General features: G+C 67.4%; 11 protein-coding genes. 10 read left to right on the top strand and 1 reads right to left on the bottom strand.

Features of this window, described 5'->3' with window-relative positions:
- Window positions 1–5: 5 nt before the first annotated feature.
- From ppc to E8F11_RS00340, 8 genes are all read left to right on the top strand, one after another.
- The gene (gene ppc / locus E8F11_RS00375) at window positions 6–2,642 is read left to right on the top strand and encodes a phosphoenolpyruvate carboxylase (protein ID WP_280286817.1); all 2,637 of its coding nucleotides are present in this window, start codon (window positions 6–8) and stop codon (window positions 2,640–2,642) included.
- 161 nt (window positions 2,643–2,803) lie between these two features.
- Entirely contained in the window at window positions 2,804–3,451 is a 648-nt protein-coding gene (gene adk, locus E8F11_RS00370) for an adenylate kinase (protein ID WP_280286816.1), read from the top strand.
- A gap of 85 nt (window positions 3,452–3,536) precedes the next feature.
- Complete coding sequence (gene tsaB, locus E8F11_RS00365; protein WP_280286815.1) at window positions 3,537–4,217, top strand: tRNA (adenosine(37)-N6)-threonylcarbamoyltransferase complex dimerization subunit type 1 TsaB; 681 nt, start codon at window positions 3,537–3,539, stop codon at window positions 4,215–4,217.
- A 103-nt stretch (window positions 4,218–4,320) separates the two neighbouring features.
- Complete coding sequence (locus E8F11_RS00360; RefSeq protein WP_280286814.1) at window positions 4,321–4,662, top strand: hypothetical protein; 342 nt, start codon at window positions 4,321–4,323, stop codon at window positions 4,660–4,662.
- A complete protein-coding gene (locus tag E8F11_RS00355) occupies window positions 4,662–5,516 on the top strand; it encodes a DUF72 domain-containing protein (protein ID WP_280286812.1) in 855 nt (284 codons plus the stop codon). The genes E8F11_RS00360 and E8F11_RS00355 overlap by 1 nt, the downstream gene beginning before the upstream one ends.
- Before the next feature lie 48 nt (window positions 5,517–5,564).
- Window positions 5,565–6,392, top strand: coding sequence for an isocitrate lyase/phosphoenolpyruvate mutase family protein (locus E8F11_RS00350; protein WP_280286811.1), 828 nt, complete (start codon window positions 5,565–5,567; stop codon window positions 6,390–6,392).
- A 22-nt stretch (window positions 6,393–6,414) separates the two neighbouring features.
- The gene (locus E8F11_RS00345; protein ID WP_280286843.1) at window positions 6,415–7,089 is read left to right on the top strand and encodes an extensin family protein; all 675 of its coding nucleotides are present in this window, start codon (window positions 6,415–6,417) and stop codon (window positions 7,087–7,089) included.
- A gap of 184 nt (window positions 7,090–7,273) precedes the next feature.
- Window positions 7,274–8,053 carry a class I SAM-dependent methyltransferase gene (locus E8F11_RS00340; protein WP_280286810.1) on the top strand — a complete coding sequence of 260 codons (780 nt, stop codon included), beginning with the start codon at window positions 7,274–7,276 and terminating at the stop codon, window positions 8,051–8,053.
- A 142-nt stretch (window positions 8,054–8,195) separates the two neighbouring features.
- Here the strand turns inward: E8F11_RS00340 and E8F11_RS00335 are convergent, their stop codons facing one another.
- Window positions 8,196–8,831: a TetR/AcrR family transcriptional regulator gene (locus E8F11_RS00335; protein WP_280286809.1), complete on the bottom strand. Its 636-nt coding sequence runs from the start codon at window positions 8,829–8,831 to the stop codon at window positions 8,196–8,198.
- Between the two features lie 92 nt (window positions 8,832–8,923).
- On the opposite strand from E8F11_RS00335, the gene E8F11_RS00330 reads away from it, so the two are divergent.
- Both E8F11_RS00330 and E8F11_RS00325 read left to right on the top strand, forming a co-directional pair.
- Window positions 8,924–10,027 (top strand): efflux RND transporter periplasmic adaptor subunit, encoded by a 1,104-nt coding sequence (locus E8F11_RS00330; RefSeq protein ID WP_280286808.1) that lies wholly within the window; start codon window positions 8,924–8,926, stop codon window positions 10,025–10,027.
- 6 nt (window positions 10,028–10,033) lie between these two features.
- On the top strand, window positions 10,034–13,150 hold the full coding sequence (locus tag E8F11_RS00325) for an efflux RND transporter permease subunit (protein WP_280286807.1): 3,117 nt from the start codon (window positions 10,034–10,036) through the stop codon (window positions 13,148–13,150).
- The last annotated feature ends 371 nt before the right edge of the window (window positions 13,151–13,521 follow it).

Below are 13,521 nucleotides of genomic sequence, written 5' to 3'. Positions count from 1 at the left end.
CGGAAATGGCTGAAATCGACGCGCGCCTGCGCGAGGATGTCCACCTGCTCGGCGAGTTGCTCGGCGACACCATCCGCACCCAGCTGGGCGAGGCCTTCCTCGACAAGATCGAGCGCATCCGCAAGGGCGCCAAGGCCGCGCGCCAGGGTTCGGCCCAGGGCGAGCGCCAGCTCAACGAGACCCTCGACGGCCTCAGCGATGACGAACTGCTGCCGGTGGCCCGCGCCTTCAACCAGTTCCTCAACCTGGCCAATATCGCCGAGCAGTACCACCGCATCCGCCGGCGCGGCGCCGAGGAGCCCAAGCCCTTCGAAGACCGCGTACTCGGTGACTTGCTGCAGCGCCTGCTGGCCGCCGGCCACGGCCCGGAGCAATTGGCCCGGCAGTTGGGACGCCTGGATATCGAACTGGTGCTGACCGCCCACCCCACCGAAGTGGCGCGCCGCACCCTGATCCAGAAATACGATGCCATCGCCGCGCAGTTGGCCGCCCAGGATCACAGCGACCTGAGTGATGCCGAACGCGAGCGGGTACGCCAGTGCCTGCTGCGGCTGATCGCCGAGGCCTGGCACACCGAGGAGATCCGCCGCAGCCGGCCAAGCCCGGTGGACGAAGCCAAATGGGGCTTCGCGGTGATCGAGCACTCCCTCTGGCAGGCCCTGCCCAATGTGCTGCGCCACGTCGACCAGGTCCTGCACGCGGCTACCGGCCTGCGCCTGCCCTTGACCGCAGCGCCCCTACGCTTCGCCTCCTGGATGGGCGGCGACCGCGACGGCAACCCCAATGTCACCGCAACCGTCAGCCGCCAGGTGCTGCTACTGGCGCGCTGGATGGCCGCCGATCTTTATCTGCGCGATGTCGACCACCTGGCCGCCGAGCTGTCCATGCAACAGGCCAGCAGCGAGCTGCGGGTGCGCGTGGGCGTCCATCCTGAGCCCTATCGCGCCGTGCTCAAGCAACTGCGCGAGCGCCTGCGCGCCACCCGTGCCTGGGCCGAGGCGGCGCTGGACGGCGAAGTGGTTCCGGGCCCCGAGGTGCTTCACGACAATGCCCAGCTGCTGGAACCCCTGGAGCTCTGCTTCCACTCGCTGCACGCCTGCGGCATGGGCGTGATCGCCGACGGCGCGCTGCTCGACTGCCTGCGCCGTGCGGCCTGCTTCGGCCTGTTTCTGGTGCGCCTGGACATCCGTCAGGATGCCGGTCGTCACGCCGCCGCCCTGGACGAGATCACCGACTACCTGGGCCTGGGCCATTACTCCGAGTGGGACGAGGACGACCGCCTGGCCTTTCTCCAGCGCGAACTGGACAACCGCCGGCCGTTGCTGCCACCGCATCACCGGCCCTCGGCCGATACCGCCGAAGTGCTCGCCACCTGCCGGGTGGTGGCCAACGCCCCGGCGGCCTCCCTCGGCTCCTATGTGATTTCCATGGCCGGTGCGCCTTCGGATGTGCTGGCGGTGCAACTGCTGCTCAAGGAGGCCGGGTTGCAACGGCCGATCCGCGTGGTGCCACTTTTTGAAACCCTGGCTGACCTGGACAACGCCGCGCCGGCTATCGACCGCCTGCTCGGCCTGCCCGGCTACCGCGCGCGTTTGCATGGTCCGCAGGAAGTGATGATCGGCTATTCCGACTCGGCCAAGGACGCCGGAACCGTGGCCGCCGCCTGGGCCCAGTACCGCGCCCAGGAGCGGCTGGTGGAGGTGTGTCGCCAGCACCAGGTGGAGTTGCTGCTGTTCCACGGCCGCGGTGGCACCGTCGGTCGCGGCGGCGGTCCGGCCCATGCGGCGATCCTGTCGCAACCGCCGGGATCGGTGGCAGGACGTTTCCGCACCACCGAGCAGGGCGAGATGATCCGTTTCAAGTTCGGTCTGCCCGGCATCGCCGAACAGAACCTCAACACCTACCTGTCCGCCGTGCTCGAAGCCACCCTGCAGCCGCCGCCTGAACCGGAACCGGCCTGGCGCGCGGCCATGGACCGGCTCGCCGCCGATGGCGTGACCGCCTATCGCGCCGTGGTGCGCGAACACCCGCAGTTCGTCGACTATTTCCGCCAGGCCACCCCCGAGCAGGAACTGGGCCGCCTGCCCCTGGGCAGCCGTCCGGCCAAGCGCCGCGCGGGCGGGGTGGAAAGCCTGCGGGCGATCCCCTGGATCTTCGCCTGGACCCAGACCCGGCTGATGCTGCCGGCCTGGCTGGGCTGGGAAGCGGCCCTGGCCAACGCCCAGCAGCGTGGCGAAGGCCAACTGCTGGCGCGGATGCGCGAGCGCTGGCCGTTCTTCGCCACCCGCATCGACATGCTGGAGATGGTGCTGGCAAAGGCCGACGTCGCCATTGCCGAGCTGTACGACGAAAGACTGGTGGCCGCGGAGCTGAAATCACTGGGTGCGCAGTTGCGCGACCTATTGTCGCAGGCCTGTACTTCCGTGCTGGCTTTGACCGGCCAGTCGGAGCTGCTGGCACAGAGCCCGGAGACCCGTGAAGCCATCAGCGTGCGCAACACCTACCTGGACCCGCTGCACCTGCTCCAGGCCGAGCTCCTGGCGCGTTCCAGACGCTGCGAACAGCATGTCGAAGGCCCTCTGGAACAGGCGCTTCTGGTCAGCGTCGCAGGCATCGCGGCGGGCCTGCGGAACACCGGTTGAGGCCCGTTTTCCTCCGACTTCCGGCGTCTTGTGCGCTATAGGGGCGCTGTGTATCTTGAACGTCCTTTTGGCCCGACAGCGACGCCGAAACCCTATTCTGAGATTGGCCCCATGAGGCGAATCCGATCGAATCGAAAACAAAATCTTTGAGGAGCACATCGATGCGCGTGATTCTGCTGGGGGCCCCTGGTGCCGGCAAAGGTACCCAAGCCGGTTTCATCACCAAGAAATTCGGCATTCCGCAAATTTCCACCGGCGACATGCTGCGCGCAGCGGTCAAGGCCGGCACCGAGCTGGGCCTGAAGGCCAAGAGCGTGATGGACGCCGGTGGCCTGGTCTCCGATGACCTGATCATCAACCTGGTCAAGGAGCGCATCGCCCAGCCCGATTGCGCCAATGGCTTCCTCTTCGACGGTTTCCCGCGCACCATCCCCCAGGCTGAAGCCCTGAAGGACGCTGGCGTGACCATCGATCACGTGGTCGAAATCGCCGTGGACGACGAGGAAATCGTCAGCCGCATCGCCGGCCGTCGCGTGCACCCGGCTTCCGGCCGTGTCTACCACACCGAGCACAACCCGCCGAAGGTCGCCGGCAAGGACGACGAAACCGGCGAAGACCTGATTCAGCGCGACGACGACAAAGAAGAGACCGTGCGTCATCGCCTGTCCGTGTACCACTCGCAGACCAAGCCGCTGGTGGACTTCTACCAGAAGCTCTCGGCCGCCGAGGGCACCCCGAAGTACAGCGCCATCGCCGGCGTTGGCTCGGTGGACGAGATCACCGGCAAGGTACTGGCCGCCCTCAGCTGAGTCGCAGCCCGAACCTGACCAACGGCCCGCTTGCGGGCCGTTGGCGTTTATAATGCCCGCCTTTTTTCCGCGCCTGGACTTCTCGATGACCACTCTGCTGGCCCTGGATACCGCCACCGAAGCCTGCTCCGTTGCCCTGCTGCATGACGGCAAGGTGCTCAGCCACTACGAGGTGATCCCGCGGCTGCACGCCCAGCGGCTGCTGCCGATGATCCAGGCGTTGCTGGCCGAGGCCGGGGTGCCGCTGGCGGCGGTCGACGCCATCGCCTTCGGCCGTGGCCCGGGCGCCTTCACCGGGGTGCGCATCGCCATTGGCGTGGTCCAGGGCCTGGCCTTCGCCCTGGATTGCCCGGTTCTGCCGGTCTCGGACCTGGCCGTGCTGGCCCAGCGCGCCCACCGCGAGCAGGGCGTCAGCCAGGTGGCCGCGGCCATCGACGCGCGCATGGACGAGGTCTACTGGGGCTGTTATCGCCTGGAAGCCGGCGAAATGCGTCTGGCCGGGGCGGAAGCCGTGCTGCCGCCGGAACGGGCAGCGCTGCCGCGCGATGCCAGCGGTGACTGGTACGGCGCCGGCACCGGTTGGGGTACCTTCGCGGCGCGGATTCCGGTCGAGCCCAGTGGCCAGTCGCCGGCCTTGCTGCCCCACGCCGAAGACCTGCTGACCCTGGCCCGGTTCGCTTGGGAGCGGGGAGAAGGCGTGCCCGCCGATCAGGCGCAGCCGGTCTACCTGCGCGACAACGTCGCCACCCCGAAGGCGCTGAAGTAGAATGGCCCGAGCGGCCCCGTGCCCCGGATTGCCAAGGCGGGGCACGGCGGCTAGAGTCCATCTGCACTAGTTTCGAAACGCCAGCATTGCCGAGCAGTAACTGATGCGCATCGATGGTTTCACCTCTTCCTCTCCGCTTGAGCGCAGCCCCCGCCAGGGTAGTGCGGTCACGCCTTTCCGCGAGGTGCAGCGCGAAGAGGAGGCACGCCGCGAGCCACCGGCTACGCCCGCCTCGAGCCAGGGTTACGAACAGGCCGCCCAGCCGCGCCGCGTACAGGCCGGCAATGCACCAGCAGAGAGCCTGCCGGCACGTCCCCAAGACCTGATCCAGCAGCACAACATCAGCAATCGTGCGGCCCAGGCCATCGCCAGCTACACCAGCACCGCCCGCTTCGCCGTCGAACCCGACGCCCCCGAAGTTCTCGGCCTCGACCTCTACGCCTGATGCTGCCTTACCACCTGGGCTGCCCGTCCTGGAACGAGCCGGCCTGGCGCGGGACTTTCTACCCCGCCGACGTTCGTCCCGCCGATACCCTGGGGCACTACTGCCAGGTGTTCAACGCCGTGAAAGGCAACACCACCTTCTATGCGCGGCCCTCCACCGAGACCCTGCAGCGCTGGGCCCAGACCATGCCGGAGCGCTTCCGCTTCTGCGCCAAGCTGCCCCGGGATATCAGCCATGAAGGCGACCTGCGCGACCAGTTCGCCGCCACCGAAGAATTCCTCCGTTTGCTGGCGCCCCTGGGGCAACGCCTGGCGCCGCTCTGGCTGCAGCTGCCGGCGGCCTTCGGGCCTGCCCGGCTAGTCGAACTGGCGGCCTGGCTGGACGAGTTCAGCCAGCAGAGCGTGGCGGTGGAAGTGCGCAACCCGGCCTTTTTCGACAAGGGCGATGCCGAGCGGCTGCTGAACCGGCTGCTGCATGAGCGCGGCGTGGAACGTATCTGCCTGGACTCGCGGGCGCTGTTCAGTTGCCGCTCCCGGGACCCGGCCGTGCTCCACGCGCAGTCGAAGAAACCGCGGGTGCCGGTGCGGCCCACCGCGTTCAGCGCCAGTCCGCAGCTGCGCTTCATCGGCGGGCCGGACCTGGACGCGAACCAGCACTTCCTCGAACCCTGGCTGGGCAAGGTGGCCGGCTGGATCGAGGCAGGCCTCAGGCCGAACATCTTCCTGCACACGCCGGACAACCACCTGGCCGCCGCCCAGGCCCTGCGCTTCCACGCCTGCCTGCGCGAGCGCCTGCCGGGGCTGCCGGAACTGGCTGTACCGCAGCCGCCAGTCGAGCAGCTCGGCCTGCTCTGAGCCTTGGGCTAGGCTATTCGTTCTGTCCTGATTCTCCGGAGCTTGCCCATGACCACCCAAGCGCAACGTGGCGAAGCTTTCGCCGCCCTGCACCGCGCCCCCGGCCTGTTCGTCCTGCCCAACCCCTGGGATGCCGGTTCGGCGAAGATGCTCGCCCACCTGGGCTTCCATGCGCTGGCCACCACCAGCGCCGGCCTGGCGTTCGCCCTTGGCCGCCGCGATGCCGAAGGCAATGTCAGCCGTGAGGAGGCCCTGGCCAATGCCCGCGCCATTGTCGAGGCGACACCCCTGCCGGTGGTGGCGGACCTGGAGAACGGCTATGGCGATCGCCCCGAGGACTGCGCGGCGACCATCCTGGCGGCGGCCGAGGCCGGGCTGGTGGGTGGTTCGATCGAAGACGCCAGCGGCCGGGAGCAGGAGCCCATCTACCCGCTGGAATTGGCGGTGGAGCGCATCCGCGCGGCGGTGGAGGCTGCTCGCGGCCTCGGCTTCCCTTTCACCCTGGCGGCGCGGGCGGAGAACTTCCTCCATGGTCGTCCCGATCTGGACGACACCCTGCGCCGCCTGGTCGCCTACGCCGAGGCGGGGGCGAATGTGCTCTACGCGCCGGGCCTTACCACTCGCGCACAGATCAGCGAAGTGGTGCGAGCCGTGGCCCCGCGGCCGGTGAACGTGCTGGTCGGCTCGCCGAGCCTGAAGCTTGGCCTGGAGGAACTGGCCGAACTCGGGGTCAAGCGCGTCAGCGTCGGCTCCAACCTGGCGCGGGTGGCCTTTGGCGCCTTCTTCCGAGCAGCGGAGGAGCTGCGCCAGGGCAATCTGGCAGCCATGGGACAGGCGATGCCCTTCGACCGCATCAACGATCTGTTCAAGCCCTGAGCCGACAGTGCGCCGCCTGTCGATGTCCATCGCGGCGCTATCGGTACTGGTGGCACCGCCCCTGGAGCAGGGCTGGTCACTGACGCCACCGCCACGCTGGAATCCCTGGGCGCCCCTGGACGTACGGGAGACGCCTAACCTGGTCACCTCCATCAAACTGTGGCGTCTGCAGGACGACCCCGAACTCTGTCGCCTGGCCCTGTCCAGCTCTCCATTGAAGTACACGAGAGTGCCGGACAGTGCGTCGGCCGCCGGCTGCCCCCTGGAGAACCCGGTGCGTATCAGCGCCTCCGATCTCGCCTTCAGCAGCAGCTTCATCGCCAGCTGCGAACTGGCGGTGGCCTTCGCACTGTTCGAGCAGCATGGCCTGCAGCCCGCCGCACACCAGGTGTTCGGCCAGCGGGTGGTGCACATCGAGCACCTGGGCAGCTTCGCCTGCCGCAATATCGGCGGCAGCCAGCGCCGCAGCCAGCACGCCTCGGCCAACGCCCTGGACATCGCCGGCTTCCGCCTGGCCGATGGCCGGCGCATCACGCTGGCGCGGGACTGGAAGGGCGACGGCGAGGAGGCGCGCTTCCTGCGGCAGGTGCGGGATGCCGCCTGCGAGCATTTCAATGCCACCCTCGGGCCCGACTACAACGTGGCCCACCGCGACCATTTCCACCTGGACATGGGGTTGTTCCGCATGTGCCGCTGATTTACCTATGGCACTGTCCGTAGGTTGGTGCAGAGCCGAAGGCGAAGCCCAACAACGAATCCGTGCCGGGAATCGTTGGGCTTCGCTGCGCTCAGCACCAACCTACCAGTCGGGGCGACGGCGGGACGCTGGACGCCGGCTCTGGCAGAATGCGCGGGTTTTTTCCGGTCAGGCGTGTGTGTCCATGAGTGAAGAATCTGTCAGGGTGAGGGCCGAGGCCCTGGAGCCGGCCTTTGCCGAGGCGCTGGGGGACTGGGCCGCGCGCCTGGGGCTGGCGCGCGAAGGCGAGGCGGATTTCGCCCTGCAGTTGGGCAGCGAAGGCCTGCAGCTGTTGCAACTGGGCCCCGACTCCCCTGGGCCCGTGCGGGTGGATTTCGTCGAGGGCGCAGCCGCGCACCGGCGCAAATTCGGCGGCGGCAGCGGGCAGATGATCGCCAAGGCGGTGGGCGTGCAGCCCGGCATTCGCCCCCGGGTTCTGGACGCCACCGCGGGTCTGGGGCGTGACGCTTACGTGTTGGCCACCCTGGGTTGCGAGATGACCCTGATCGAGCGCCAGCCCCTGATCGCCGCGCTGCTGGAGGATGGCCTGGCCCGTGCCGCCCGGGACCTGGAAACCGCCGCCATCGCCGCGCGCATGCACCTGCTGCAGGGCAATGCCATCGAGCTGATGCGCAGTTGGCAGGGCGACGCGCCCCAGGTGATCTACCTCGACCCGATGTTCCCGCACCGCGACAAGAGCGCCCTGGTGAAGAAGGAAATGCGCCTGTTCCGTCCCTTGGTGGGCGACGACCAGGACGCTCCGGCACTGCTGGAGGCCGCCCTGGCCCTGGCCAGCCACCGGGTTGTGGTCAAGCGCCCGCGCAAGGCGCCGATCATCGAAGGCGCCAAGCCGGGTTATGCGCTGGAAGGCAAGTCAAGCCGCTATGACATCTATCCGAAGAAGAAGCTGGAAGCTGGAAGCTAGAAGCTGGAAGAGCTGGCGATTGCTGCGACTTCCGGCTTCCGGCTTCCGGCGCCGTAGGATGGGTTGAGGCACGAAACCCATGCGGACCGCGGTTGATGGGTTTCGCAAGCTCTACCTTCAGGCTTCAGGCTTCCAGCTGCTTTCAAGGCGCATAGGCCCTGACGAACAGCTCCACCACCTCCCGCACATGCCGCTCGGCTTCCTCACCATCCAGGGGTGGGGTGTAGCCGATCAGCAGGCGGAAGTTGTGTCCACCCTTGATCAGGCAGAAGAAGTGCTCGGCGGCATTCACCGGCTCCTCGATGCGTAGCTTGCCGGCCTGTTTGGCCTGGGTCAGCAGCCCGGTCATTTCCCGTAGCACCTGCAGGGGACCCGCCTCGTAGAACATCCGCGCCAGCTTCGGATTCTGGCTGGCCGCCGCCACCATCACGCGGTGGAGCTCCACCGACTCGCGGCTGTTGATCAACTCATGGAAGCTGCGGCCGATGTTCAGCAGCACGCTCTCGATGCTGGCATCCGCCGGCAGTTCGAACAGCAGTTCCGGGAGCTGCTCCTCGCACTTGGCCTTCACCGCGGCGGAGAAGAGCGTCTCCTTGTCGGTGAAGTGGCTGTACACCGTGAGTTTGGACACTCCGGCTTCGGCGGCGATGGCGTCCATGCTGCTGCCGTCGTAGCCGTTTCTCAGGAAGAGATTCTTGGCGGCTTCGAGAATCGCCTTTCGCTTCGCTGGGTCTTTTGGGCGGCCTGGGCCGCTGGTCGGAAATGAATTGTCAGACATTTGTTTTTAAATACTGGACTGGTGAGTTTGCTATTTTTACTATACCCAGCAGTATAAATATTCCAACCGCTCTTCGCGAAAGGTCATTCATCATGTTTCGCCATGCCTTGCCCCTCGCTCTGCCTCTGTCCCTCTCCCTGCTGATCACGGCCTGCGGCAATGGCGAATCCGTGCAACAGGCGGTGCGGCCGGCGATGGTAGTGCAGCCGCAGCCGGCCGCCGACGCGGTGGATACCTTCCCGGGCGAGGTGCGGGCGCGCTACGAGCCGGAACTGGCATTCCGCATCGGCGGCAAGGTGACCAGGCGTCTGGTGGAAATAGGTGCGCGGGTGAAGAAGGACCAGCCCCTGGCTGAGCTGGACCCGCAGGACGTGCGCCTGCAGCTTGAGGCCAGCCGCGCCCAGGTGGCGGCGGCCGAGGCCAATCTCAAGCTGGTGCGCGCCGAGCGTGATCGCTACCGCACGCTGCTGGATCGCCAGATGATCAGCCGCTCCCAGTACGACAACGTGGAAAACCAGTACCGCGCCGGGGAGGCGCGGGTGAAACAGATCCAGGCCGAATTCAACGTCGCCAGTAACCAGGCCGCCTATTCGGTGGTGCGCGCGCCCCAGGACGGCGTGGTCGCCAGCCGCCGTGTCGAGGTGGGGCAGGTGGTGGCCGCCGGCCAGACTGTCTTCACCCTGGCTGCCGACGGCGAGCGCGAGGTGCTGATCAGCCTGCCCGAGCACGGTTTCGATCGCATCAAGGTTGGGCAGGAGGTGGCGGTGGAGCTCTGGTCGCTGCCGGGACGGCGCTTCCCCGCGCGCATCCGCGAACTGGCGCCGGCCGCCGATGCGCAATCGCGTACCTTCGCCGCGCGGGTTGCCTTCGCCGCCGGCAAGGTGCCGGCGGAACTGGGCCAGAGCGCCCGCGTATTCATCCGCAGCAACGGCGCGGTGCCGCTGTCGGTGCCGCTCTCGGCGCTGACCGCCGAGGCCGGCCAGCCCTATGTCTGGGTGGTGGATCCCAAGGACTCCACACTCAAGCGCCGCCCCGTGCGGGTCGGCCCCTACGGCGAGGACCGGGTGCCGGTGCTCGAAGGCCTGAAACCCGAGGACTGGGTGGTGGCCGCCGGCGTGCAGGTGCTGCGCGAGGGCCAGCAGGTACGGCCCGTGGACCGCGCCAACCGCTCGGTGAAGCTGGTGGCCAAGGAGTAAGCTGCCGTGAACTTCAACCTCTCCGCCTGGGCGCTGCAGAACCGCCAGATCGTCCTCTACATCATGCTGCTGCTGGGCATTGTCGGGGCCATTTCCTATACCAAGCTGGGGCAGAGCGAAGATCCGCCCTTCACCTTCAAGGCCATGGTGGTGCGCACCAACTGGCCGGGGGCGAGCGCCGAGGAAGTGGCCCGCCAGGTCACCGAACGCATCGAGAAGAAGCTGATGGAGACCGGCGAGTACGACCGGATCGTCTCCTTCTCGCGTCCCGGCGAGTCCCAGGTGACCTTCATCGCCCGCGATTCCATGCACTCCAATGAGATTCCCGAGCTCTGGTACCAGGTGCGCAAGAAGATCGGCGACATCCGCCATACCTTGCCGCCAGGCATCCAGGGCCCGTTCTTCAACGACGAGTTCGGCACCACCTTCGGCAACATCTACGCGCTGACCGGCGAAGGCTTCGACTACGCCGTGCTCAAGGACTACGCCGACCGCATCCAGCTGCAGCTGCAGCGGGTCAAGGACGTGGGCAAGGTGGAACTGCTCGGCCTTCAGGACGAGAAGATCTGGATCGAGCTGTCCAACGTCAAGCTGGCCACCCTGGGCCTGCCCCTGGCCGCCGTGCAGCAGGCCCTGGAAGAGCAGAACGCGGTGGCGGCCGCGGGTTTCTTCGAGACCACCAGTGACCGCGTGCAGCTGCGGGTGTCCGGCCGTTTCGACTCGGTGAAGGAGATCCGCGACTTTCCCATTCGCGTGGGTGACCGCACCTTCCGTATCGGCGACGTGGCCGAGGTGCGCCGTGGCTTCAACGACCCGCCGGCGCCGCGCATGCGATTCATGGGCGAGGACGCCATCGGCCTGGCGGTATCCATGAAGGCTGGTGGTGACATCCTCATCCTCGGCCAGGCACTGGAGACCGAGTTCGCCCGCCTGCAGCAGAACCTGCCGGCCGGCATGCAGCTGCGCAAGGTGTCCGACCAGCCGGCGGCGGTGAAGACCGGGGTAGGGGAGTTCGTTCGCGTGCTCACCGAGGCCCTGGTCATCGTGCTGCTGGTGAGCTTCTTCTCCCTGGGCCTGCGCACCGGCCTGGTGGTGGCGCTGTCCATCCCGCTGGTGCTGGCCATGACTTTCGCGGTGATGTACTACCTCGGCATCGGCCTGCACAAGATTTCCCTCGGCGCCCTGGTGCTGGCGCTAGGTCTCCTGGTGGACGACGCGATCATTGCGGTGGAGATGATGGCGATCAAGATGGAGCAGGGCTACGACCGCCTCAAGGCGGCCAGTTACGCCTGGAGCAGCACGGCCTTTCCCATGCTTACCGGTACCCTGATCACCGCTGCCGGCTTCCTGCCCATCGCCACCGCGCAATCGGGTACCGGCGAATACACCCGCTCGATCTTCCAGGTGGTCACCATCGCCCTGGTGGTGTCCTGGATCGCCGCCGTGGTGTTCGTCCCCTACCTGGGCGACCGCCTGCTACCGGACCTGGCCAAACTGCACGCGAAAAAGCACGGCGGCAGCGACAAGGGCCACGACCCCTACTCGACGCCTTTCTACCAGCGCGTCCGGCGCGTGGTGGAGTGGTGCGTGCGGCGGCGCAAGACGGTGATCCTGCTGACCCTGGTGGCCTTCGTCGGCTCCATCGCCCTGTTCCGCTTCGTGCCCCAGCAGTTCTTCCCGGCCTCCGGGCGCCTGGAGCTGATGGTGGACCTCAAGCTCAACGAGGGCGCTTCCCTCAGCAACACCGAGGCCGAGGTCAAGCGCCTGGAGGCGATGCTGCGCGACCATCCGGCTGTGGATAACTACGTGGCCTATGTCGGCACCGGTTCGCCGCGCTTCTACCTGCCGCTGGACCAGCAGTTGCCGGCGGCCAGCTTTGCCCAATTCGTGGTGCTGGCTAGATCCATCGAGGCCCGCGAGGAAATCCGCAGCTGGCTGATCCAGACGCTGAACGACGATTTCCCGACCCTGCGCAGCCGCATCTCGCGCCTGGAGAACGGCCCGCCGGTCGGCTACCCGGTGCAGTTCCGGGTCTCTGGCGAGCATATCGACGAAGTCCGCGCCCTGGCCCGCCAAGTGGCCGACAAGGTCCGCGAGAACCCCCATGTGGTGAACGTGCACCTGGACTGGGAAGAGCCGAGCAAGGTGGTGCGGCTGAACGTCGACCAGGACCGCGCCCGCGCCATGGGTGTGAGCACCGCCGACCTGTCGCGTTTCCTGCAGAGCTCGCTGACCGGTGCGCCGGTGAGCCAGTACCGCGAGGACAACGAACTGATCGAGATCCTCCTGCGCGGCACCGTGCGCGAGCGCCAGGAACTGGCCCTGCTGCCGAGCCTGGCGGTGCCCACCGACAATGGTCGCAGCGTGCCGCTGTCGCAGATCGCCACCCTGGAGTACGGCTTCGAGGAAGGCGTCATCTGGCATCGCAACCGCCTGCCGACGGTCACCGTGCGCGCCGATATCTACGACAAATCGCTGCCGGCCAGCCTGGTCAAGGACATCTCGCCGACCCTGGACCCGATCCGCGCCGAGCTGCCCGATGGCTACCTGCTGGAAGTGGGTGGCACGGTGGAGGATTCGGCCCGCGGGCAGAAGTCGGTGAACGCTGGCATGCCGCTGTTCATCGTCGTCGTGCTGACCCTGCTGATGCTGCAGCTGAAGAGCTTCTCGCGTTCGGCCATGGTGTTCATCACCGCGCCCCTGGGGCTGATCGGCGTGACCCTGTTCCTCCTGGTGTTCCGCCAGCCGTTCGGTTTCGTCGCCATGCTCGGCACCATCGCCCTGGCGGGCATGATCATGCGCAACTCGGTGATCCTGGTCGACCAGATCGAGCAGGACATCGCCGCCGGCCTGGACCGCTGGCACGCCATCATCGAAGCCACGGTGCGGCGCTTCCGACCGATAGTGCTCACCGCCCTGGCGGCGGTACTGGCGATGATTCCGCTATCGCGCAGCGTGTTCTTCGGCCCCATGGCCGTGGCCATCATGGGCGGCCTGATAGTCGCCACCGCCCTGACCCTGCTGTTCCTGCCGGCGCTCTATGCGGCCTGGTTCCGGGTCAAGCCGGTGGACGCGCGGCAGGCCCAGGCTGCCATCCCGCCCGAGGCGCAGCCCAGCCACTGACGACAAGGGCCCCTTCGGGGGCCTTTTGTTTGGTTCTTCACGGATTACCGGGGAATGGGGCTCACGCCGGATTGGTAATCCGGTGTGAGGGGGCTTGGAGTCTTTTCGTTCGGCTCATTGCCGAGTGGGCTTCGAGTCTCGGTTTCGCCCTCCCGGGCGAGTCCCTTTTCCAATCGCCGGATGGCCGGCCCCGTGAAAACAAACCAAAAAACTTGCCCCAGCATCCGGCCCGGCTGCGCCGGGTGACCAGCCTTCGGCTGTTACTGCGTTTCCCTCGCTCCAGCGTCGCGCCGGGGCCCGGCGCGAGAGGCCATCCCTGGCCCCACACGCCTCTCGCGGCATCCATGCCGCTCGTCCCCCTCTGCAACGCT

The organism is Pseudomonas sp. BN417, from assembly GCF_029871205.1.
Lineage (GTDB): Bacteria > Pseudomonadota > Gammaproteobacteria > Pseudomonadales > Pseudomonadaceae > Metapseudomonas.
The sequence above is the reverse complement of the archived record's forward strand: the minus strand, read 5'-3'. Positions and strand labels throughout refer to the sequence as shown.